Annotated in this window: 20 protein-coding genes; 14 read left to right on the top strand and 6 right to left on the bottom strand. The window is 73.6% G+C overall.

All coding sequences use genetic code 11. The annotated features are described in order from the left end of the window. Positions 1 to 144: 144 nt before the first annotated feature. Positions 145 to 585 (bottom strand): DUF3052 domain-containing protein, encoded by a 441-nt coding sequence (locus ACFV4F_RS03270; protein WP_380439314.1) that lies wholly within the window; start codon positions 583 to 585, stop codon positions 145 to 147. A gap of 516 nt (positions 586 to 1,101) precedes the next feature. Here ACFV4F_RS03270 and aceE point away from each other — a divergent pair. Next, a complete protein-coding gene (gene aceE, locus ACFV4F_RS03265) occupies positions 1,102 to 3,852 on the top strand; it encodes a pyruvate dehydrogenase (acetyl-transferring), homodimeric type (RefSeq protein ID WP_380439312.1) in 2,751 nt (916 codons plus the stop codon). Between the two features lie 130 nt (positions 3,853 to 3,982). Here aceE and ACFV4F_RS03260 read toward each other — a convergent pair whose 3' ends face one another. Next, positions 3,983 to 5,587, bottom strand: coding sequence for an MFS transporter (locus tag ACFV4F_RS03260; RefSeq protein WP_380500223.1), 1,605 nt, complete (start codon positions 5,585 to 5,587; stop codon positions 3,983 to 3,985). A 229-nt stretch (positions 5,588 to 5,816) separates the two neighbouring features. Between ACFV4F_RS03260 and ACFV4F_RS03255 the strand changes: the two genes are divergently transcribed. The 7 genes from ACFV4F_RS03255 (at position 5,817) to ACFV4F_RS03225 (ending at position 12,960) form a co-directional block, all read left to right on the top strand. Beyond that, positions 5,817 to 6,512, top strand: coding sequence for a TetR family transcriptional regulator (locus tag ACFV4F_RS03255; RefSeq protein ID WP_380439308.1), 696 nt, complete (start codon positions 5,817 to 5,819; stop codon positions 6,510 to 6,512). Positions 6,513 to 6,618: 106 nt separating this feature from the next. Continuing rightward, positions 6,619 to 7,920: a sensor histidine kinase gene (locus ACFV4F_RS03250; protein WP_380500222.1), complete on the top strand. Its 1,302-nt coding sequence runs from the start codon at positions 6,619 to 6,621 to the stop codon at positions 7,918 to 7,920. After that, positions 7,917 to 8,591 (top strand): response regulator, encoded by a 675-nt coding sequence (locus ACFV4F_RS03245; protein ID WP_380439304.1) that lies wholly within the window; start codon positions 7,917 to 7,919, stop codon positions 8,589 to 8,591. Before ACFV4F_RS03250 ends, ACFV4F_RS03245 begins: the two co-directional genes overlap by 4 nt. 117 nt (positions 8,592 to 8,708) lie before the next feature. Next, a complete protein-coding gene (locus ACFV4F_RS03240) occupies positions 8,709 to 9,830 on the top strand; it encodes an alpha/beta hydrolase (RefSeq protein ID WP_380500221.1) in 1,122 nt (373 codons plus the stop codon). 38 nt (positions 9,831 to 9,868) lie between these two features. Then, a complete protein-coding gene (locus ACFV4F_RS03235; RefSeq protein WP_380500220.1) occupies positions 9,869 to 11,098 on the top strand; it encodes an acyltransferase in 1,230 nt (409 codons plus the stop codon). 87 nt (positions 11,099 to 11,185) lie between these two features. Then, entirely contained in the window at positions 11,186 to 11,530 is a 345-nt protein-coding gene (locus ACFV4F_RS03230; protein ID WP_380500219.1) for an MmcQ/YjbR family DNA-binding protein, read from the top strand. Between the two features lie 212 nt (positions 11,531 to 11,742). Beyond that, entirely contained in the window at positions 11,743 to 12,960 is a 1,218-nt protein-coding gene (locus ACFV4F_RS03225) for an alpha/beta hydrolase (protein WP_380493434.1), read from the top strand. Positions 12,961 to 13,000: 40 nt separating this feature from the next. Here the strand turns inward: ACFV4F_RS03225 and ACFV4F_RS03220 are convergent, their stop codons facing one another. From ACFV4F_RS03220 to ACFV4F_RS03210, 3 genes are all read right to left on the bottom strand, one after another. Further along, complete coding sequence (locus ACFV4F_RS03220) at positions 13,001 to 13,978, bottom strand: helix-turn-helix transcriptional regulator (protein ID WP_380500218.1); 978 nt, start codon at positions 13,976 to 13,978, stop codon at positions 13,001 to 13,003. A 166-nt stretch (positions 13,979 to 14,144) separates the two neighbouring features. After that, positions 14,145 to 15,158, bottom strand: a complete 1,014-nt coding sequence (locus tag ACFV4F_RS03215) for an aldo/keto reductase (protein WP_380439293.1) — start codon at positions 15,156 to 15,158, stop codon at positions 14,145 to 14,147. Further along, entirely contained in the window at positions 15,155 to 15,658 is a 504-nt protein-coding gene (locus ACFV4F_RS03210) for a MerR family transcriptional regulator (protein WP_380500217.1), read from the bottom strand. The genes ACFV4F_RS03215 and ACFV4F_RS03210 overlap by 4 nt, the downstream gene beginning before the upstream one ends. A gap of 118 nt (positions 15,659 to 15,776) precedes the next feature. On the opposite strand from ACFV4F_RS03210, the gene ACFV4F_RS03205 reads away from it, so the two are divergent. Next, positions 15,777 to 16,616, top strand: coding sequence for a serine hydrolase domain-containing protein (locus ACFV4F_RS03205; protein WP_380500216.1), 840 nt, complete (start codon positions 15,777 to 15,779; stop codon positions 16,614 to 16,616). Positions 16,617 to 16,656: 40 nt separating this feature from the next. On the opposite strand, the gene ACFV4F_RS03200 is transcribed toward ACFV4F_RS03205, so the two are convergent. Then, entirely contained in the window at positions 16,657 to 17,433 is a 777-nt protein-coding gene (locus ACFV4F_RS03200; protein ID WP_380500215.1) for a pirin family protein, read from the bottom strand. A 206-nt stretch (positions 17,434 to 17,639) separates the two neighbouring features. Here ACFV4F_RS03200 and ACFV4F_RS03195 point away from each other — a divergent pair, with 206 nt between their 5' ends. The 5 genes from ACFV4F_RS03195 (at position 17,640) to fabF (ending at position 22,745) form a co-directional block, all read left to right on the top strand. After that, positions 17,640 to 18,836: a PucR family transcriptional regulator gene (locus ACFV4F_RS03195; protein ID WP_380439440.1), complete on the top strand. Its 1,197-nt coding sequence runs from the start codon at positions 17,640 to 17,642 to the stop codon at positions 18,834 to 18,836. A gap of 90 nt (positions 18,837 to 18,926) precedes the next feature. Further along, on the top strand, positions 18,927 to 19,877 hold the full coding sequence (locus tag ACFV4F_RS03190) for an ACP S-malonyltransferase (protein ID WP_380439285.1): 951 nt from the start codon (positions 18,927 to 18,929) through the stop codon (positions 19,875 to 19,877). A gap of 73 nt (positions 19,878 to 19,950) precedes the next feature. Continuing rightward, positions 19,951 to 20,982: a beta-ketoacyl-ACP synthase III gene (locus ACFV4F_RS03185; RefSeq protein ID WP_380439283.1), complete on the top strand. Its 1,032-nt coding sequence runs from the start codon at positions 19,951 to 19,953 to the stop codon at positions 20,980 to 20,982. An 80-nt stretch (positions 20,983 to 21,062) separates the two neighbouring features. Then, positions 21,063 to 21,311: an acyl carrier protein gene (locus ACFV4F_RS03180; RefSeq protein ID WP_380439280.1), complete on the top strand. Its 249-nt coding sequence runs from the start codon at positions 21,063 to 21,065 to the stop codon at positions 21,309 to 21,311. Positions 21,312 to 21,476: 165 nt separating this feature from the next. Further along, on the top strand, positions 21,477 to 22,745 hold the full coding sequence (gene fabF / locus ACFV4F_RS03175) for a beta-ketoacyl-ACP synthase II (RefSeq protein WP_380439278.1): 1,269 nt from the start codon (positions 21,477 to 21,479) through the stop codon (positions 22,743 to 22,745). Positions 22,746 to 22,782 lie beyond the last annotated feature (37 nt).

The raw sequence follows: 22,782 nt of genomic DNA, 5'->3' as shown, positions 1-22,782 counted from the left end.
TTGAACCCCCACCCGCCGCCCCCGCGGGGGCCCCGCCCCCCCCCCCCCCCGCACCCCCCCCCCCCCCCCGGCCCGCCCCCCGGGGGGGGGGGGCCCGGGGGGCCCCCCCCGGGGCTCTTCAGCGGCCCGGGGCTCGGTGCGCGGTCAGCGCTTGCCGCCCGCCTTCGGGGCGGCCTTGGTCGCCAGGCGGGTGGCCGCCCAGTCCTTGGCGACGGCGATGGAGCTGGTCTGCGACAGGCCGGCGGTCTTGGCCGCGTCGGCGATGTCCGAGGCCTCGATGTGGCCGTCGCGGCCGGTCTTGGGCGTCAGCAGCCAGATGAGGCCGCCCTCGGCCAGGTACTCCAGGGCGTCGACGAGGGCGTCGGTGAGGTCCCCGTCGTCGTCGCGGTGCCACAGCAGGACGGCGTCGGCGACGTCGTCGTAGTCCTCGTCGACGAGATCCGTCCCGGTGATCTCCTCGATGCCCTCGCGGAGATCCTGGTCAGTGTCTTCGTCGTACCCCAGCTCCTGAACGATCTGGCCCTCCTCGAAGTTGAGACGGGCCGCCGGGTTGGACTTGTCCGCGGGGTCCGCGGTCGCGCTCACGGGAATAACCTCCAGTATTCGGCTCGGCATCCATGCCGAGGCTGTGGCCGTAGTCCACACGGGCGCGGCGGTTCGCGCAAGTACCCGACCCCCGATCCCCTCCAAAGGTTGACGTGTCGCACCGGGACACGCCGGTCGAGGTGGCGGGAATCACACCGATTTGCCCTTCTCTGCATGGGACAAGGATGCTTCGGGTGGTCCCGGCCCACAGGCCGTACGCATGCCCGAGATGCGAACGGCATTCGGGTCCGCGCGTGCGCGGGCGTAGAGTCTCCTGTTGGCCCTCACCCCGGCCGCCCGCCATCGGGCGGACGGGAAACCAGGTCGGACCACCTCTTTTCGTAACACCCGGGGGTGCGCGACGCAGGCGAAGACGCCTGTTCCGCTCACCGCCAGACCGTCCCGCCCACCAGGCGGAACGGTTACCGATCGGTAGAGATGACGGATCTCCGAGCGCGGTAGCACGATGGAGGCGGCGCGACACACCTCAGTTTCGACCGACAGTGAAGGAACAGCGTGGCTTCCGGATCCGATCGCAACCCGATCATCATTGGCGGCCTTCCGAGTCAGGTCCCGGACTTCGATCCCGAGGAGACCGCGGAATGGCTGGAGTCGCTTGACGCGGCCATCGACGAGCGGGGGCGCGAGCGTGCCCGTTACCTGATGCTCCGCCTGATCGAGCGCGCCCGCGAGAAGCGTGTCGCCGTGCCCGAGATGCGCAGCACGGACTACGTCAACACCATCGCGACCAAGGACGAGCCGTTCTTCCCCGGCAACGAGGAGATCGAGCGCAAGATCCTGAACGCGACCCGCTGGAACGCGGCCGTCATGGTCTCCCGTGCCCAGCGTCCCGGCATCGGCGTGGGCGGCCACATCGCCACCTTCGCCTCCTCCGCGTCGCTCTACGACGTCGGCTTCAACTACTTCTTCCGTGGCAAGGACGCCGAGGGCGAGTCCGGCGACCAGATCTTCTTCCAGGGCCACGCCTCCCCCGGCATCTACGCCCGCGCCTTCCTCCTGGACCGACTCACCGAGCAGCAGCTCGACGCGTTCCGCCAGGAGAAGTCGAAGGCCCCGTACGGCCTGTCCAGCTACCCGCACCCGCGGCTGATGCCGGACTTCTGGGAGTTCCCGACCGTCTCGATGGGCCTCGGCCCCCTCGGTGCGATCTACCAGGCCCGGATGAACCGCTACCTGGAGCACCGCGGGATCAAGGACACCTCCGACTCGCAGGTGTACGCCTTCCTCGGCGACGGCGAGATGGACGAGCCCGAGTCGCTGGGCCAGCTGTCCCTGGCCGCGCGCGAGGGCCTGGACAACCTGACCTTCGTGGTCAACTGCAACCTGCAGCGCCTGGACGGCCCGGTCCGCGGCAACGGCAAGATCATCCAGGAGCTGGAGTCCCAGTTCCGGGGCGCCGGCTGGAACGTGATCAAGCTGGTCTGGGACCGCAGCTGGGACCCGCTGCTCGCGCAGGACCGCGACGGCGTCCTGGTCAACAAGCTGAACACCACGGTGGACGGCCAGTTCCAGACCTACGCCACCGAGACCGGCCAGTACATCCGCGAGCACTTCTTCGGCTCCGACCTGCGCCTGCGCAAGATGGTCGAGAGCATGACCGACCAGCAGATCCAGCACCTGGGTCGCGGCGGCCACGACCACAAGAAGATCTACGCGGCGTTCAAGGCGGCCCGCGAGCACCAGGGCCAGCCGACGGTCATCCTGGCCCAGACGGTCAAGGGCTGGACGCTGGGCCCCAACTTCGAGGGCCGCAACGCCACCCACCAGATGAAGAAGCTGACGGTCGAGGACCTGAAGCGCTTCCGCGACCGGCTGCACCTGCCGATCACCGACAAGCAGCTCGACGAGGGCTACCCGCCCTACTACCACCCGGGCCGCGACTCGGAAGAGATCCAGTACATGCACGACCGCCGCAGCGAGCTGGGCGGCTACGTGCCGACCCGCAAGGTGCGCCCGCGCAAGCTGGAACTGCCCGGCGACGACGCCTACAAGGCGGTCAAGAAGGGGTCCGGCAACCAGACCATCGCCACCACCATGGCGTTCGTCCGGGTGCTCAAGGACCTCATGCGGGACAAGGGCATCGGCAACCGCTTCGTGCCGATCGCGCCCGACGAGTACCGCACCTTCGGCATGGACTCGCTCTTCCCGTCGGCGAAGATCTACAACCCGCTCGGCCAGACCTACGAGTCGGTCGACCGCGACCTGCTCCTCGCCTACAAGGAGTCGCCGACCGGCCAGATGCTGCACGACGGCATCTCCGAGGCCGGCTGCACCGCCTCGCTGATCGCCGCCGGCTCGTCCTACGCCACCCACGGCGAGCCGCTGATCCCGGTCTACGTCTTCTACTCGATGTTCGGGTTCCAGCGCACCGGCGACCAGTTCTGGCAGATGGCCGACCAGCTGGCCCGCGGCTTCGTGATCGGCGCCACCGCCGGCCGCACCACGCTGACCGGCGAGGGCCTGCAGCACGCCGACGGCCACTCGCACCTGCTGGCCTCGACCAACCCCGGCGTCGTCGCGTACGACCCGGCGTACGGCTTCGAGATCGCGCACATCGTCCAGGACGGTCTGCGCCGGATGTACGGCACCAGTGCCGAGCACCCGCACGGCGAGGACGTGTTCTACTACATGACCGTCTACAACGAGCCGATCAAGATGCCGGCCGAGCCCGAGAACGTGGACGTCGAGGGCATCCTCAAGGGTCTGCACAAGTACGCGCCGGCCACCGCCGGCCAGATCCCGGCCCAGATCCTCGCCTCCGGCGTGGCGGTGCCGTGGGCCCTGGAGGCCCAGCGCATCCTCGCCGAGGAGTGGAACGTCAAGGCCGACGTCTGGTCCGCGACCTCCTGGAACGAACTGCGCCGCGACGCGGTGGAGGCCGAGGAGTTCAACCTGCTGCACCCCGAGGAGCAGCAGCGCGTCCCGTACGTCACCCAGAAGCTCCAGGGCTCCGAGGGTCCGTTCGTCGCCGTGTCCGACTGGATGCGCGCGGTGCCGGACCAGATCTCGCGCTGGGTGCCGGGTCAGTGGCAGTCGCTGGGTGCCGACGGCTTCGGCTTCGCCGACACCCGTGGCGCCGCCCGCCGCTTCTTCCACATCGACGCGCAGTCGGTCGTCCTGGGGGTGCTCACCGAGCTCGCCAAGCAGGGCAAGATCGACCGCAGCGCCCTGAAGGAGGCGGTCGACCGCTACCAGCTGCTCGACGTGACCGCGGCCGACCCGGGCGCCGCCGGCGGCGACGCCTGATCAGCCCGTAGGCACTGAAGGGCCGGACTCCCGCAGGGGGTCCGGCCCTTCGGCCTTCCAGGGCGGCGCCGGGTGCGCGAACGGCCCCGGACTCCGCCGAGTCCGGGGCCGCCGTACGGGCGCGCGGCGGTCAGATGTGCACGGCCGGGCCCGCGTCGTTGGCGCCGCGGCGGGTGAGCAGGCCGAGCAGGGCGGCGCCGAAGGCCACCACCGCGGCGACCGCGAAGGCGAGCGACATGCCGCTCACGAAGGACTGGTGGACCGCGCCGGCCATCCCGTCCACGACCTGCTGCGGGGTGCCGGGCGGGGCCGGCGGGGCGATGCCGAGCTGGGCGGCCTGCTTGAGGCCCTCGGCCTGCGCGCCCTCGACCGGCGGCAGCCCGGCCTTGGCCCAGTTGCCGGGCAGCACGTCGCCGACCTTGGCGGCCATCAGCGCGCCCAGCACGGCGGTGCCGAGGCTGCCGCCGACCTGCATCGCGGCCTGCTGGAGGCCGCCGGCCACGCCGGACAGCTCCAGCGGGGCGTTGCCGACGATCACCTCGGTGGCGCCGACCATGACCGGGCTGATGCCGAGGCCCATCAGGACGAACCACAGCGACATCACGCCGGTGCCGGAGCCGGTGTCCAGGGTGGACATGCCGAACATCGCGGCGGTGGTGATCAGCATGCCGGCCACGATCGGGACGCGCGGGCCGAGCTTGCCGATCGCGATGCCGGCGACCGGCGAGCCGACGATCATCATGCCGGTCATCGGCAGCAGGTGGACGCCCGCCTGGACCGGCGTCATCCCGTGCACGTTCTGCAGGTAGAAGGTGACGAAGAAGATCGCGCCGAAGAACGCGAAGGCCATCAGCACCATCAGCAGCGTGCCCGCCGACAGCGGCACCGAGCGGAACAGGCCGAGCGGGATCAGCGGCTCCCCGGCCCTGCCCTGCCAGAGCGCGAACAGCACCATCAGCACGACGGCGCCGCCGAGGAGCAGCAGCGTGGACGCGTCGCCCCAGCCCCACTCGGGGGCCTTGATGATGCCGAAGACGAGGGCGAACATCGCCACCGAGAGCAGCACGATGCCGGGCACGTCGAAGGACTTGGCGGCGTTCTCGGCGCGGACGTCCCGGAGCACCAGCAGGCCGAGGACGAGCGCGATCAGGCCGACCGGGATGTTGATGAAGAACACCGACTCCCAGCTGACGTGCTCGACCAGCAGGCCGCCGACGATCGGGCCGGCCGCGGTGGAGGCGCCGATCACGCCGCCCCAGATGCCGATCGCCATGTTGAGCTTCTCGGCCGGGAAGGCCCCGCGCAGCAGGCCGAGCGCGGCCGGCTGGAGCAGCGCGCCGAACAGGCCCTGCAGGACGCGGAAGGCGATCACGGTCCGGATGTCGCCGGCGAAGCCGATCGCGGCCGAGGTGGCGGCGAAGCCGACCGCGCCGACCAGGAACGTGGTCTTGTGCCCGAAGCGGTCGCCGATCTTGCCGGCGGTGATCAGGAAGACCGCGAGCGCGAGCAGGTAGCCGCTGGTCACCCACTGGATCTCGGACGGCGCGGCCTTCAGCTTCTCCTGGATGACCGGGTTGGCGATCGCGACGATCGTGCCGTCCAGGGCGACCATCATCACGCCGACCGCGACGGTCAGCAGGGTCAGCCACGGGTGGCCCTTGATCCCACCCCCCGGCGGTGCCGAGCGCTGCGGCGGGTCGTCCGCCTTGGCGTTGTTGACGACGGACTGGCTCATCTGGGGCCCTCCACGGGGCGTGTGCGGCGAACGAAGCCGAATGAACGTGGTCGTGGCGCCCCGGCCCACCCGTCCCCACGAGCTACCCGGCCCGACGGGCGCCACTTCCGGCAGATTATGTCAGCCACTGACAATAGGCAAAGGCTGACTTCTGGCCAGTGCTGCCATTTGTCAGGCCGCTAAGGTTGTCCTCCCACCCCGACCGCACCCGCGCCCGGAAGGCCCCGCCATGGCCGCTCACGCCCCCCACCCCGCTGCCCCGACCGGCCCCGCGCCGATCACCCCGCCGGGGCGGGTGCCCGGACTGCGCGAGCGCAAGAAGCAGCAGACCCGCGACGCCCTCGTCCAGGCCGCCCATGTCCTCTTCCTCGGCCAGGGCTTCGCGCGGACCACCGTCGACGAGATCGCCACCGCCGTCGACGTCTCCCAGCGCACCTTCTTCCGCTACTTCGCCAACAAGGACGAGGTCGCGCTCGCCGTCATGGCCGACGCCGAGGACTACTTCATCGAGTGCCTGCGCCACCGCCCCGCCGCCGAGACCCCGCTCCAGGCGCTGCGCGCCTCGATCGTCAAGGCCTGGCGCGACCTCGGGAGCGCCGAGCGCACCGGCCTCGGCTCCATCCACAGCGCCCTCGAACTCATGCGGATGATCGAGGAGACCCCCACCCTGCTCGCCGCCCACCTGCGCCGGGTCACCGAACAGGAGCGGGTCGTGGTCCAGGTGATCGCCGAGCGCGAGGGCCTCGACCCGGCCCTGGACCTGCGCCCCACCGTCCTCGCCGCCGTCTTCGGCAGCGTGCTGCGCGCCGCCCACCTCTCCTGGACCGCCGACCAGGAACCGGCCGGCCCGGAGGGCATGATCGCCGTGATCGAGCGCCACTTCGACCAGCTCGGCCCCGCCCTCGCCGGCCACTGGCGCTCGTAGCACCCGGCGTCACGCCGGAGTCATGGCCGGCGTCATACCGGAGTACTAGGCGCGATCCGGTCCCCGGTCCGACGCCGACCGCGCCACCCGCCCCTACGCTGGCCGGATGATCGCCCCGCCCACCAGGAAGCCCCGCCGGCCGTCCCCGCGCGCCCTGTTCGTCGCGCTGCTGAGCCCGTCCACCGACCACACGCCGCTCCTGGCGCAGTCACGCCGGCCCTGGCTGCGCTACCTGCCGTACGTCCTCGCGCTGGCCGCGATCTCCGCGCTGCTGCCCAGCTCGATCAACGTGCTCGCCAACGACTACGGCATCGACACCGGGCTCGCGGCGGCCCTCGCCGTCGCGCAGACCGCGCCGCTGCTCCTGGCGCCCGCCCGGCCGCTGCCCGCCTGGTGGATGATCGGGCTGACGGACCTCCTCACGGCCGCGGTGGTGCTCGCCACGGCCACCAAGACCGCGCCGGTCTTCCCCTGGCCGGCCACCAGCCTGGTCGGGTACCTGCTGCTGATGGTGCCGCTCGCCCTCCGCGAGGCGCGCCGCACCCTGGTCGCGGTGTGGCTGGCCACCACCGCCGTGAGCCTCGTGTTCTCCGTGCTCGGCGCGGTGCGCGACTGGGGCGGGGACAACAGCCTGCTGGCGATCGCCCTCAGCGGCGCGGTCCTGGTCCTCGGCGGCGCCCTGCGGGAACGCGCCGAGGCCCGCCGGCTGCTCACCGAGCAGGAGCACATCAGCGAGGCCGAGCGCGAGCGCCGCACGCTGCTGGAGGAGCGCGCCCGGATCGCGCGCGAGCTGCACGACGTGGTGGCGCACCACATGTCGGTGATCGCCGTGCAGGCGGCCAGCGCGCCGTACCGGATCGGCGGTGTCCCGGACGAGGCCGTCGAGGAGTTCACCGCGATCGCCGGCTCGGCCCGCGAGTCGCTCGCCGAAATGCGGCGCCTGCTGGGGGTGTTGCGCAGCGAGGAGAGCGCGGCCGAGACGGCGCCCCAGCCGGGCGTGGAGCAACTCGGCCAGCTGGTCGAGACGGTGGGCCGGGCCGGGGTGCCGGCCGAGCTGACAGCGGATCCGGGGCTGGCGGAGCGGGTGCCGCAGGCCGTCGCCCTCTCCGCGTACCGGATCGTCCAGGAGGCGCTGGCCAACGTCGTCCGGCACGCGCCCGGGGCGCGGACCTGGGTGTCGCTCACGGCCGACGGCCCCGAGCTGCTGGTCACCGTGGTGAACGCGCCGCCACCCGAACGCCGCGAGTCGCTGGAGGCCACGGCCGAGGGCACCGGGCAGGGGCTGGTCGGCATGCGCGAACGCGTCCGGCTCGTGGATGGCAGGCTGGACACCGGCCCGCTGCCGGACGGCGGCTTCAAGGTGGCCGCCGTCCTGCCCCTCGACCCCGCCCGGGAGACACCCGCATGACCATCCGCGTGATCATCGTCGACGACCAGGCCATGGTGCGGGCCGGCTTCGCCGCACTGCTGAACGCCCAGAGCGACATCGACGTGGTGGGGGACGCGGCGGACGGCGCGCAGGCCCTGGAGGTCAGCGGCCGCACCCACCCGGACGTCGTCCTGATGGACGTCCGGATGCCCGGCATGGACGGCCTGGAGGCGGCCCGCCGGCTGCTCGACCCGGCCGTGCCGGGCGCGCACCGGCCCAAGGTGCTGATGCTGACCACCTTCGACGTGGACGACTACGTGTACGAGGCGCTGCGCGCCGGGGCGAGCGGCTTCCTGCTGAAGGACGCCCCGCCGGCCGACCTGATCGCCGCCGTGCGGGTCGTCGCGGCCGGGGAGGCGCTGCTCGCGCCCTCGGTGACGCGCCGGCTGATCGAGGACTTCGCCCGCACCCGCCCGGCCCGCCGGCGCGACCCCAAGGTCCGGCTCAACGGCCTGACCCCGCGCGAGACCGAGGTGCTGGAACTGATCGCCCGCGGCCTGTCCAACCAGGAGATCGCCGGCCGCCTGGTGCTGGCCGAGCAGACGGTCAAGACGCACATCGGCCGGATCCTGGCCAAGCTCGACCTGCGCGACCGCGCCCAGGCGGTCGTGCTCGCCTACGAGTCCGGGCTCGTGACCCCTGGTGGGTAGCAGGTAGTACCGGGGTAGCACCCCCGACTTGGCCCCGCGGTGTGACGTCCGCGGGGCCTTCCCGTTCCTACCTTCCTCTCCGTCGCCAGTGAGCAACGGACAAGGGAGCACGGGAAGATGGGAAAGTTTCGGGCCAGGCGTGCGATCGCCGCCGCCACGGTGGCCCTCGCGGCGGTACTCGGCGCCGGCGGCTGGGCCGCCGACACGCAGCAGGCCGTCACCGGCCCGCCGCCCGGCAGCGCCGCGTGGACGGCCGACACCGCCCTCGGCCTCCGGCTGCCCGACCCGGCCGCCACCGACCCGGCCGAAGTCGCCGCGTTCTTCGCCCGGTTGACGCCCGCCCAGGGCGAGGCCCTCGCCGCCCGGCACCCGCTGGTGGTCGGCAACCTGGACGGCGCGCCCGTCCGACTCCGCTACCACGCCAACGCCCTGGCCCTCGCCGCCGAGCGCGACCGGGAGGCCGCCCGCGCCGCCGACCCGGCGCTCACCCCGCAGGACCAGGCCGCCGCCCGCACCCGCGCCGAGCGCTACCGCACCCTGCTCGACGGCGGACGGCAGGTCCTCGCCTTCGACCCGCGCGGCCGCGGCCAGGTCGCCGAGGTCTACGGCGACCTGGCCGGCGCGAGTCGCACCGCCGTCGTCGTCCCCGGCTCCGACATCGACCTGCTGAACTTCGACCGCGCCGCCGACCCGTACGGCACCCCCGCCGGCATGGCGAGGTCCCTGTACGAGGCCACCGGCCGGACGACCGCCGTCATCGCCTGGGCCGGCTACACCACCCCGGTCGGACTCGGCGTGGACGCCGCCACCGAGGACCTGGCCCGCGCCGGCGCCGGCCGGCTGGCCCGGCTGCTCGACGGGCTCGCCGTCAGCACCCGCCCCGAGGCCCCGGCCACCGTCTTCTGCCACAGCTACGGCTCGGTCGTCTGCGGCCTGGCCCGCCCGGGCCCCGCACAGGCCTCCGGCGTGGTGGTGCTCGGCTCGCCCGGCATGGGCGTCGGCTCCGCCGCCGACCTCGACCCCCGCGTCCCGCTCTGGGCCACCACCCGCAACGACTCCGACTGGATCGGCCGGGTGCCCAACGTCTCGCTGTTCGGCCTCGGCCACGGCGCCGACCCGACCGGCCCGGACTTCGGCGCCCGCCCCCTGCCGTCCACCGGCTCGCACGGCCACACCGGCTACTTCGCCCCCGGCACCGCCTCGCTCACCGCCTACGCCGCCCTCGCGCAGGGCCGCTGACCAGCCCGGACCGCCGCAACCGGAGAAGGAGCACCGCCATGGCCCACCCGCTCACCGCCCTGCGCCGCGCCGCCCACGAGGTCGACGCCCGCACCCCCGCGCACCGCGACCGCGCCCTCGACGGCCTGCGCGCCCTCGCCCTGCTCGCCGTCCCGCTCGGGCACTGGATGCTCGGCGGCTTCACCCGCGACCCCGACGGCACCCTGCACAACGCCAGCCCGCTCTCCGCCCTCGGCGGCTTCGCCCCGGTCAGCTGGGTGCTGCAGATGCTCGGGGTGTTCTTCCTGGTCGGCGGCTACTCCTCGGTCCGCTCGCTGGACCGCGCCCGTGCCAGGGGCACGACCTACGGGGGCTGGCTGCGCGCCCGGACGGTCCGGCTGCTGCGCCCGGTGCTCGGCGTGACGGCGGTGTGGGCGGTGCTGATCCCGGTGCTGCCCCGGCTCGGCGTCCCGGCCGGCACCGTCCGCACCGGCGCGACGCTGGTGGTGCAGCCGCTCTGGTACATCGCCGTCTACCTGGGGGTGACCGCGCTCACCTCGGTCTGCCTGGCCGCCGCCCGCCGGCTCGGCGCGTGGTCGGCGGGGCTCCTGGTGGCCGTCGTCGCCGTGGTGGACGCACTGCGGTACGGGCCGTGGGCGGAGGCGGTGCCGTCCTGGGTCGGGCTGGTCAACATCCTGCCGGGCTGGCTGTTCGGCTACCAGCTGGGCGTGCTGTGGGCGCGGGGCCGGCTCGACCGCCGGGCCGCGCGGGTCCTGCTGGGCGGCGGCGCCGTGCTGTTCGCCGCGCTGCTGCTGGTGTTCCACTACCCGGCGAGCATGGTCGGCGTGCCCGGCGTCGAGCGGACCAACTCGCACCCGCCGTCCCTGCTGGTGCTCGCCCTGGCGGCGGCGCAGTGCGGCGCCGCGGTGCTGCTGCGGGAGCGCCTGGGCCGGCTACTGAACCGCCGTCCGCTGCTGTGGCTGCCGGTGGTCGTGGTCAACCTGTCGGCGATGACGGTCTTCTGCTGGCACCAGACCGCGATGCTCGCCGTGGCGGTGCCCGGCGCCGCCGGCCTCGGCGCCGTCCCCGGGCTGACCACCGCGCCGGACTCCCTCGTCTGGGTGGCCGCCCGGCTGGCGCTGCTCCCGCTGTTCGCGGCCGCGCTGGTGGGGATCGGCTGGTTCGCCCGGCGGTTCGACGCGCCGTGGACGGCCCTCTCCCGCCCGTGGAAGGCCGTGGCCGGAGCCGGTGCGGCCCTGTTCACCGCGTACGCGCTGGGCGTGGTGTGACCCGCCCGCCCCAGCCGGCACACGCCCCCGGAGCGCCTTGGCGCGCACCGGGGGCGCGTTGTCGGTGGCGTGCTCTAACCTGCCGCCATGGTGACGTTCGACGAGTTCCGCGCGATGGCCCTGGCCCTTCCGGAGGCCGCGCAGGAGCCGACGTGGGAGATCGAGACGCTGCGGGTGCGGGCCAGGATCTTCGCGATGGGCTCCCCCGAGGGCGAGCGGGTCACCGTCAAGGCCAGTCCCGAGGACCAGGCCGAACTCCTGGCCGCCGATCCGGAGGTGTTCTCGTCCGCCCCCTACGTCGGCCGGCACGGCTGGGTGAGCGTCCGGCTGGACCTCGTCGACCCCGAGGAACTCCGCGACCTGGTCACCGAGGCCTGGCGGCGCACCGCGCCGAAGCGACTCGTCAGGGAGTTCGACGAGGGGGCGCGGTGACGCCCGGGACGACGGCGCCCCCGGCCCGGCGGGGCGTCCCGAACCACGGGAAGACGCGAACCGGACACCCACGGTTCATGTGATCCATCCCACAGTTTGGGCGTGTCCGTCACCCTCCCGTGACCTCTACGCTTGCGGAGGGAAGTTCGCAGTCTGACGCACCCCTCGGGCCCCGCCCAGGACATGGTGACGGGCCCAAGGGAGTTGGTGCGGTGCGCAACCGTCGACGCTGGAAGCGTGTACTGATCGGGGCGTTCGCGGGCTTCGCGGTCCTCGCCGACGCCGGCGCCTCGGCCGCCGCGGCCGCCGCCTCCACCGAGCAGCTGGCGATCAGCACGCCCCCGGCCGGCAGCGCCGCCTGGGTCCAGGACCACTCCTTCGGCCGCGGCCTGCCCGACCCGGCCACCACCACCCCGGCCGCCGCCGCCGAGTTCTTCGCCTCGCTGGCCCCCACCGAGCTCGACCGGCTGATCCGGCAGTACCCGCTGGTCGTCGGCAACTTCGACGGCGCCCCGCTCGACCTGCGCTACCGCGCCAACCGGATCGCCCTCACCGAGGAGCGCGACGCCGCCCGCGCCCGCGCCAACGACCCCAAGCTCGACTCCGACGCCCGCGCGCTGGCCGTCTCCCGCGCCAACGACGTCGAGCACCTGCTCTCCCCCGACCGCCAGGTCCTCGCCTTCGACCCGCGCGGACGCGGCCTGGTCACCGAGGTGTGGGGCGACCTCGCCGACGCCGAGCGGGTCTCCGTCCTGGTGCCCGGCTCGGACGCCGACCTCGGCCACTTCGACCAGGCCGCCGACCCGCTGCGCTCCCCCGCCGGCATGGCCCGCGCCCTGTACGCCGAGGAGCACAAGCAGGCCCCCAAGACCCGCACCGCGGTGATCGCCTGGACCGGCTACGTCACCCCCTCCGGCCTCGGCCCGGACGCCGTCACCTCCCGCCTCGCCGACATCGGCGCGCCCCGGCTGCAGCGCCTGCTCGCCGGGCTCAAGGAGACCACCCGCCCGGACGCGCCGCCGTCCCTGCTGTGCCACTCCTACGGGTCCGTGGTCTGCGGCGACGCCGCCCCCGAGATCCCGCGCGCCGCGGCCTCGCCGTCCGACACCTCCGGCGTCACCGACATGATGGTGTTCGGCAGCCCCGGCATGGGCGTGCAGAGCACCAGCGAGCTCGGCACCGGCGTCAAGGTGTGGGCCACCCGCAACCCCAGCGACTGGATCGGCAACGTCCCGTACCTGGAGGTCGGCGGTCTGGGCCACGGCGCCGACCCGACGTCCTCCGGCTTCGGCGCCGAGGAGATCTCCTCGGCCCGCGCGGCCGGCCACAACGGCTACTTCACCGAGGGCACCGACAGCCTGCACAACTTCGCGGCGATCTCGCTCGGCCACTACCAGGACGTCGTCCTCCGGCCGCAGTCCGGCTCCTGATCCCCGCCGGGAGCTCAAGGCCGGGGGCGAAAGGCACGCCCTACTCCTGGTAGAGCCTCAGCGCCTCCGCCGCCGCCCGGGCCAGTTCCCGGCGGGCGGCGGGCGGGGACAGCACCTCGGCCTCCGGGCCGAAGGCGAGCAGCGCGCGGACGGCGGCCGGCGTGGGGAACGCCATCGCCAGCTCGACCCACTCCTCGGCCGGCCCGGCGCCCGCCTCCGGCGGCTGCGCGGTGACCCGCCCGCCGTGGACCCGGACGAACAGGTCCAGCCGCCCGCGCCGCACCCGGACCCGCACCGGCAGCTCGTTCGGCCGCCGCTCCACGTGCTCGCGCAGCCCCGCCCACACGTCGCCGAGCCCCGCCCCGGGGCGGCGGCGCACCGGCTCCTCGGCCGTCTCGGCGGCCAGCACCCGGTCGGCCCGGAACAGCCGGGGCTCGCCGTTCAGGTCGGCCACCAGGTACCAGAGCGCGGCCCGGCTCACCAGGCCGTACGGGTCGACGGTGTACTCCACCGGCACCGGCGTGCCGCCGTGCCGGTAGCGCAGGCGCAGCCGCCGGTCGGCGAAGACCGCGTACTGCAGCTCGCCCAGGTCCGGCCCGGCAGCGGCGCCGGCCCCGCTCGGCAGCCAGCGCGGCGGGTCGACCAGGACGCGCTCGCCGCCGCGCCCGCCGACGGGCGGCTCCGGCGCCGGCAGCGCCGCCATCACCTTGCGCAGCGCCGAGCCGAGCGCCCCGTCCAGTGCGAGCTCGCCGTGCGCGCCCCGAGCTGACAGCACGAGCAGCGCGCGGGCCTCGTCCCCGGTCAGCCCGCCGACGTCGGCGCGGTGGCCGGGCAGCAAGCCGATGCCGCCGCGCCGGCCGCGCTCGGTGAACACCGGGACGCCGGCCGCGGCGAGCGACTCCACGTCGCGGTAGATGGTGCGGACGGACACCTCCAGGCGCTCCGCCAGTTCCGTGGCGGGCATCCGGCCGCGGGTCTGCAGCAGCACGAGGATCGAGAGCAGCCGGTCGGCCTTCATGGCAGCAGAATCGCAGCAATCATGACGGCCGTTGTCAGGCTTTACCCGGAGATTGCCCGCTCGATACGAAATTCCGTTCGATTACCGGGAGTTGACCCGCCGTACGCGAGCGGCCCGGGGAGCCGGCGCAGCCCCCCGGGCCGAACCCGCCCGGCCCCGAAGGCCGTTACTCGCGCTCGACCTGCGTGTTCGCCATGCTCGGGTAACGGTCCCCGGCCACCTCGCCGGCCACCGGCTCCAGCAGCGCCAGTTCGGCGGGGCGGAGCTCCAGCGTCGCGGCGGCGGTGTTCTCCGCGAGCCGGGTGCGCTTGCGGGTGCCGGGGATCGGCACGACGGTGAGCCCGTGCACCTGCGCCCGCTGGTGCACCCAGGCCAGCGCGACCTGGGCCGGCGTCACCCCGCGGTCCGCCGCGATCCGCCGCACCGGCTCCAGCAGGGCGTCGTTGGCCTTCGCGTTGGCGCCGGTGAAGCGCGGCTGGGTGCGCCGGAAGTCGTCGGCCGGGAGCTGCTCGGCGTCCTGGAAGGAGCCGGTCAGGAAACCCCGGCCGAGCGGCGAGTACGGCACGAACGCGACGCCCAGCCCGGCCGCGGCCGGCACCACCGAGCGCTCGACGTCGCGGGAGAACACCGACCACTCGGACTGCACCGCGGCGATCGGGTGGACGGCGTGCGCCTCGCGCAGCTCGGCCCCGGTCACCTCGGAGAGCCCGAGGTGGCGCACCTTGCCGGCCCGCACCAACTCGGCCATGGCGCCCACGGATTCGGCGAGCGGCACGGCCGGGTCGCGGCGGTGCATGTAGTAGAGGTCGATGACGTCGACACCCAGCCGGCGCAGCGAGGCGTCGACCGCGGCCCGGATGTACTCGGGGTCGTTGCGGACGGCCCGGTAGCCCGGGTCCTCCGCCCTGCGCTCGATGGCGAACTTGGTGGCGATCACCACCCGGTCGCGGTTGGCCCGGACGAACGGGCCGATCAGCTCCTCGTTGTGGCCGGAGCCGTACATGTCGGCCGTGTCGAACAGGGTGACGCCGGCCTCCAGGGCGGCGTCCAGGGTGGCCAGCGACTCGGTCGTGTCGGTCGGGCCGTAGAACTCGCTCATGCCCATGCAGCCGAGGCCCTGGACACCGACGAGCGGGCCGTCGGCGCCGAGTCGGGCGGTGGGGAGTGCGGGGTGCGTCATGCTCGCTGCTCTTCCTCTGCTCGGTAGTACTGGCACTGGACGGGTGCGCCGGAGGCGTCGGCGATCTTCCCCGCGTAGAGATCGATCTTGTAGTCGAGGACGGCGAGAGTGGCCTGGAGGTCGGCGATCCGCTGGCGGACCTCCTCGCGCTGCGTCACCAGCAGCTGCCGCCGGCCCTCGTACGTCCGCTCGCCCTCGCGGGCCATGTCGACGTACCGGAGCATGTCCGCCACCGACATGCCGGTCAGCCGCAGCCGGCCGAGGAAGGCCAGCCGGTGCAGGTCGGCGTCGCAGTAGCGGCGCTGGCCGCCGACCGCGCGGTCGACCGGGTCGAGCAGGCCGATCCGCTCGTACCAGCGCAGGGTGTGCGTGGTCAGTCCACTGGCCGCCGAGACCTCGCTGATGGTGTGCCGCGGAGTCCGGTCCGGATCGCCGACCGGCCGGCCGAACACCTCGGAACAGCTCCGCAGATCGACCTCGACGGGTGCGAGTGTGGCCATGACCGATACCCCCTGTGCCGTGATGACGACGACGCTACCTAGTTGGAGTGCACTCCAAGCAAGCCTCACAACCGGGTGGTCCCGCCACCCGCTTTCGGGCCCCGTTAGAGTCGGGCCCATGGAGAGCTTGCGGATGATCGAGAACTGGCCCGTCCCCCACGCCGCCGCGGCGGTCGTCCGGGGCTCGGACGGAGCGGTGCTGGGCTCGCACGGACCGCAGCAGCACCTGTTCCCGCTCGCGTCGGTGACCAAGCTGCTCACCTCCTACGCCGCGCTGGTCGCCGTGGAGGAGGGCGTCTTCGAGCTCGACGACCCGGCCGGCCCGCCCGGTTCGACCGTCCGCCACCTGCTCGCCCACACCTCCGGCCTCGGCTTCGACGAGGACCGGGTGTTCGGCGAGCCGGGCAAGCGCCGCCTCTACTCCAACGCCGGCTTCGACGCGCTGGCGAACGCCCTCGCCACGGCCGCCGGGATCGAGTTCTCGCGTTACGCCGCCGAGGCCGTGTTCGAGCCGCTGGGCATGCACGACACCCTGGTCAACACCGCCCACAAGTCCCCGGCCGGCGCCGGCGGCCTGTCCACGCTCGCCGACCTCACCCGGTTCGCCGCCGAGCTGCAGTCCCCCAAGCTGCTCGACCCGTCCACCGTCCACCGGGCCACCCGCGAGGTCGCCTTCCCCGGCACCAGCGGCGTGCTGCCCGGCTACGGCCACCGCCGCCCCAACGACTGGGGCCTCGGCTTCGAGATCCGCGACGGCAAGACCCCGCACTGGACGGGCACCGCCAACTCCCCCGCGACCTTCGGCCACTTCGGCCAGTCCGGCACCTTCCTGTGGGTCGACCCGGCGGCCGGGGCCGCCTGCATCGCCCTCACCGACCGCGACTTCGGCCCCTGGGCGGCCGAGGCCTGGCCGCAGCTGTCCGACGCGGTGCTGGCCGAACTGCCGGTGCTGGCCTAGCTGCCGGGGCTGGCCTAGCTGCGGGGGCTGGCCGGCCGAGTCAGCCGTACGAGACCGGCGAGTGCATCTCCCACAGCAGGAGTTCGGCGCCGGTCCCACCGGCCGACGGGTCCGCGAACGCGTCACCGGTGATCCGCACGCTGTCCCCCGGCACCATCGAACGCCCCTCGCCCTTGGGGCCCGGCACCGTCCGGTAGCCCAGCGCGCCGGCCGTCAGATGCGCGTAGCGCCAAGCCGCGGAGGGCAGTCGGGGCAGCGGCTGCCACGGCCCCGCGGTCGCCAGCCAGAGCGCGGCGTCGCTGCGCCGCAGCCGCAGGACGTCCGCCCCGGCGTCGCGCTCCAGCCCGGAGGCCAGCAGCGTCAACCCGCCCGCGGCCGCTTCCACCCGGCGCAGCCCGTACGCCGGGGGCGCGTCGAACGCGTCCGGCTGGAGCCACATCTGGACGAACCGGACCGGCCCCTCGGCACCGCCGACGTTGCGCTCGGTGTGGGTCACGCCCGAGCCCGCGCTCAGGTGCTGGAGCATCCCCGGGCGCACGACGCCGCTGTGGCCGTGCGAATCCCGGTGCGCCAGCGCGCCCTCCAGGACCCAGGTGAGGATCTCGGTGTCCCGGTGCTTGTGCTCGTCGAACCCGGCCCCTGGCGCGAGGAGTTCCTCGTTGCAGGCGAGCAGCGCGCCGAAGTGCGTGTTCTTCGGGTCGTAGTGCCCCGAGAAGGAGAACGCGTGCCTGGTCTCGACGCCCTCGGCCGGGGTGGAGAGGTAGCGCTCGGCGGTGCGGCGGTGGTCCGTGCGGGGGCGGGCGGGGGCGTCGGTCACGGCCCCACCGTAACCGGTGTGACGGGTGCCACCGCGGCGCTCCGCCGGGGGGTGTGCACGAGCAGTGACTCACGTGAGGCAGTCTTGTCCTTGTGCCAGCCGCTTCCTCAGACGCCACCAGCGACCCCACCGAGAATCCCGCGCCGGGCGGGAAGGCCCCGGCCTCCGCACCGGGCCGCCACCGCCCCGGCCGCTCCGCGCCGCGCCTGACCCCGCAGGAGCGCAGAAACGCCGCGGACCGCGCCGAGCGCCGGGCCGCGACGCTCAAGCGGCTGGAGAAGTCCTCGGGCAAGCTGGCCAGCGCCGCGATCGCGCGGATGGACGACCAGCTCGGCTGGTACCGGCGGATGCCGCCGGAGCACCGCTCCTGGATCGGTCTGGTCGCCCAGGCGGGCATCGCCGCCTTCACCGAGTGGTACCGCCAGCCGGAGGCCGCGCAGGCGATCTCCACCGACGTCTTCGGCACCGCCCCGCGCGAGCTGACCAGGGCGATCACGCTGCGCCAGACCGTCGAGCTGATCCGCACCACGATCGAGGTGATGGAGGAGGCCATCGAGGAGGTGGCCGCCCCCGGCGACGAGGCGGACATGCGCGAGTCCGTGCTGGTCTACGCCCGGGAGATCGCCTTCGCCACCGCCCAGGTCTACGCCCAGGCGGCCGAGGCGCGCGGCGCCTGGGACGCCCGGCTGGAGGCGCTGGTCGTCAACTCGCTGCTCTCCGGCGATGCGGACGAGGGAGTGCTCTCGCGCGCCGCGGCGCTCGGCTGGGGCCAGCCGAGCCAGGTCCGGGTGGTGATGGGCAGCGCCCCGGACGGCGACAGCGAGCTGGTCGTCGAGGCGATCCGCCGGGCCGCCCGCTACGCCAAGCTGAACGTGCTGACGGGCGTCCTGGGCAAGCGCCTGGTGGTCGTGGTGGGCGGCGACAAGGAGCCGGTGCACGCGGCCCGGGCGCTGATCGGCCAGTTCGCGCCGGGCCCGGTCGTGGTCGGCCCGACCGTGCCCGACCTGCTCTCGGCCACCCGTTCGGCGCACGCCGCCGCGGCCGGCCTGCGGGCCTGCGCCGCCTGGCCGGACGCCCCCCGCCCGGTGCTGGCCGACGACCTGCTGCCCGAACGCGCGCTCGCCGGCGACGAGGCGGCCCGCCGCCAGCTGGTGGAGGAGATCTACACACCGCTCGACGAGGCGGGCTCGGCCCTGCTGGAGACGCTGAGCGTCTACCTGGAGCAGGCCTCCTCGCTGGAGGGCGCCGCCCGGATGCTCTTCGTCCACCCGAACACGGTGCGCTACCGGCTCCGACGTGTGACCGACGTCACGGGCTACGCGCCATCGGACGTTCGATCGGCGTTCACGCTGCGGATCGCCCTGGCCCTCGGCCGACTGACGTCCGTCGGCGAGCAGGGCTGACCAGGATGTAGGGAACTTACAATCCCGGATGGTTTTCTTCGTTACCGTCGCCTACCCGCCCCCGGGCGCCTGGCGAGAGAGGGTTGAACCGTGCTCGTAATCGTCGCCCCTGGACAGGGTGCCCAGACCCCCGGTTTCCTCAGCCCCTGGCTGGAGGTCGACGGTGTCGCCGACCGCCTGAGCGGCTGGTCGGAGGTCGCCGGACTCGACCTCCTGCACGCCGGCACGGAGGCTTCCGCGGAGGAGATCAAGGACACCGCCGTCGCCCAGCCGCTGCTGGTCGCCGCCGGCCTGGTCACCGCCCGCGCGCTCTTCCCCGACGAGACCGCCGCCCGTTCCCTGGTCGGCGCCGTGGCCGGCCACAGCGTCGGTGAGATCACCGCCGCCGCCGGCGCCGGTGTGCTCGGCGCCCACGACGCGCTGACCTTCGTCCGGGAGCGCAGCCGCGCGATGGCCGAGGCCGCCGCCGTCACCGAGACCGGCATGACCGCCGTCCTCGGCGGCGACCCGGAGGCCGTCGCGGCCAAGCTGACCGAGCACGGCCTGACCCCGGCCAACAACAACGGCGGCGGCCAGATCGTCGCTGCCGGCACGCTCGCCCAGCTGGAGGCGCTGAAGGCGGACCCGCCGACCGGCGCCCGGCTGATCCCGCTGAAGGTGGCGGGCGCCTTCCACACCGAGCACATGGCCCCGGGCGTCGAGCGGCTGGCGAAGCTGGCCCCGACCCTGACCGTGGCCGATCCGCAGGTGCGCTACGTCTCCAACCGGGACGGCGCGGTGGTCTCCTCCGGCACCGAGGTGCTGGAGCGTCTGGTGTCGCAGGTCTCCAACCCGGTCCGCTGGGACCTCTGCATGGAGACGCTGGCCGCGCTGGGCGCGACCGCCGTGATCGAGCTGGCCCCCGCGGGCACGCTCACCGGCCTGGTCAAGCGCAACCTCAAGGGTGTGGCGACGCTCGCCCTCAAGACCCCCGCCGACCTCGACAAGGCTCGCGAGCTGATCGCGGAGCACGGCGGTAAGGACCAGGAGAGCCAGGCATGAGTGAGCGCAGCGAACGAATGATCGGCAGGTGCGCATCTTGCGAAGCGACCGCCGAGCGCAGCGAGGTGGCCGCATGAGCAAGCCGCAGATTCGTCCTTCGACCGGGGCCGAGTACTCACGGATCCACGGCGTGGGCGGCTACCGTCCCGTCCGCGTGATCCCGAACTCCGAGGTCCTGGAGTGGATCGAGTCCTCGGACGAGTGGATCCGCACCCGCAGCGGCATCGCCGAGCGCCGTTGGGCCGGTCCGGAGGAGAGCGTCGCCGAGATGTCGGTGCAGGCCGCCGGCAAGGCCATCGCCCAGGCCGGGATCGCCCCCGACCAGATCGGCGGCGTCATCGTCGCGACCGTCTCGCACCTCAAGCAGACCCCCGCGATCGCCACCGAGATCGCCGAGCGCCTGGGCTGCGGCACCGCCCCGGCCTTCGACATCTCGGCCGCCTGCGCCGGCTTCGGCTACGGCCTGGGCCTGGCCGACGGCATGATCCGCGGCGGCAGCGCCGAGTACGTGCTGGTGATCGGCGTCGAGCGGCTGAGCGACCTGACCGACCAGTCGGACCGCTCGACCGCGTTCATCTTCGGCGACGGCGCCGGCGCCGCGATCGTCGGCCCCTCCGACACCCCCGGCATCGGCAAGGTGATCTGGGGCTCGGACGGCTCGCAGAAGGACGTCATCTCGCAGACCCAGGCCTGGGACACCGCGTTCGCCAAGCCCGACGCCGTCAACGGCGCGGGTGAGGAGGCCAAGTGGCCGGCCCTGCGGATGGAGGGCCAGACGGTCTTCCGCTGGGCCGTCTGGGAGATGGCCAAGGTGGCCCAGCAGGCGCTGGACGCCGCCGGCATCACCGCCGACCAGCTCGGCGCCTTCATCCCGCACCAGGCCAACATGCGCATCACCGATGCCATGATCAAGGCCCTCAAGCTGCCCGACTCGGTGCCGGTCGCCCGCGACATCACCGAAACCGGGAACACCTCGGCGGCCTCCATCCCGTTGGCGATGGAGCGCATGCTGGAGAGCGGCGAGGCCCGCAGCGGAGACCTCGCGCTGATCATCGGGTTCGGGGCGGGTCTCGTGTACGCCGCGGCAGTCGTTACGCTCCCCTAGGCGCGTTTCGCCCCACTCATCCGCAAGCCTGCGTCCGTCCGCCGGTCGGACGCGTTCAACACCGAAGAGGAGCAGCCAGTATGGCTATGGACAAGGCCGAGGTCCTGGAAGGTCTCGCCGAGATCGTCAACGAGATCGCCGGCATCCCGACCGAGGACGTCCAGATCGACAAGTCGTTCACCGACGACCTGGACGTCGACTCGCTCTCCATGGTCGAGGTCGTCGTGGCCGCCGAGGAGCGCTTCGACGTCAAGATCCCGGACGACGAGGTCAAGAACCTGAAGACCGTCGGCGACGCCGTCGAGTACATCGTCACCAACGCCGCCTGAGCGGTCGCGTGATCGTCGGTCGGCTCGCCGAGTCGGCCGACCCGCCCGGCGGGGCCCCCCCCCCCCGGGGCCCCCCCGGCCCCCCCCCCCCCCGGCCGCCCCCCCCCCGGGCCCCACCCCCCGGCTCGCCGCCGACCCCGCACCAACGTGAGAGAAGAAGAACCAGTGACCGCTGAAAACCGTACCGTGGTCGTCACGGGTATCGGCGCCTTCACGCCGCTGGGCGGCGACGCCGCCACCACCTGGGAGAACCTGGTGGCGGGCCGTTCCGGAGTGTCGGCCCTGACCGAGGAGTGGGCCGCGGACCTGCCCGTCCGCATCGCCGCCCGCACCGCGGTCGACCCCGGCGAGATCCTGCCCCGCCCGCTGGCCCGCAAGCTGGACCGCTCGGCGCAGTTCGCGCTGATCGCCGCCCGCGAGGCCTGGGCCGACGCCGGCTACGAGACCCCGGCCACCGACGAGTCCTCCAAGCTCGCCCCCGAGCGCCTCGGCGCGGTCATCGCCTCCGGCATCGGCGGCGTGACCACCCTCCTCGACCAGTACGACGTACTGAAGGAGAAGGGCTCCCGCAAGGTCTCCCCGCACACCGTCCCGATGCTGATGCCCAACTCCCCGGCGGCCAACGTCGGCCTGGAGGTCGGCGCCCGCGCGGGTGTGCACACCCCCGTCTCCGCCTGCGCCTCCGGCGCCGAGGCGATCGGCTACGCGATCGAGATGATCCGCAGCGGCCGCGCCGACGTCGTGGTGGCCGGCGGCACCGAGGCCGCGATCCACCCGCTGCCGATCGCCGCGTTCGCCAACATGATGGCGATGTCCAAGAACAACGACGATCCCGAGCGCGCCTCGCGCCCGTACGACAAGGGCCGCGACGGCTTCGTCCTCGGCGAGGGCGCCGGCGTCGTCGTGCTGGAGTCGGTCGAGCACGCCGAGGCCCGCGGGGCCCGGATCTACTGCGAGGCCGTGGGCCAGGGCCTGTCCTCGGACGCCCACCACATCGCCCAGCCCGAGCCGACCGGCGCTGGCGTGGCCCGCGCGCTGGCCGACCTGTTCGACCGCAACACCCTCGACAAGGCCGAGATCGTGCACGTCAACGCGCACGCCACCTCGACCCCGCAGGGCGACACCGCCGAGCTGAAGGCGCTGCGCAAGGAGCTCGGCGAGCACCTGGACCACATCGCCGTCTCGGCCACCAAGTCGATGACCGGCCACCTGCTGGGCGGCGCCGGCGGCATCGAGACCGTCGCCACCGTGCTGGCCCTCTACAACCGGCTCGCCCCGCCGACCATCAACGTCGAGGAGCTCGACGACGACGTGGACGCGGACATCGTGCGCGACGAGGCCCGCGCGCTGCCCGCCGAGGGCCGGATCGCGGCGCTGAACAACTCGTTCGGCTTCGGCGGCCACAACGTGGTGCTGGCCTTCCGCACCCGCTGACCCGCCCGTACGTCCGGAAGGGGCCGGCGCTCTTCGT

The sequence above is a fragment of the Kitasatospora sp. NPDC059722 genome (assembly GCF_042733235.1).
Taxonomy (GTDB): domain Bacteria; phylum Actinomycetota; class Actinomycetes; order Streptomycetales; family Streptomycetaceae; genus Kitasatospora.
Note: the sequence above shows the minus strand (reverse complement) of the source record. Positions and strands in the feature narration are given on the sequence as shown.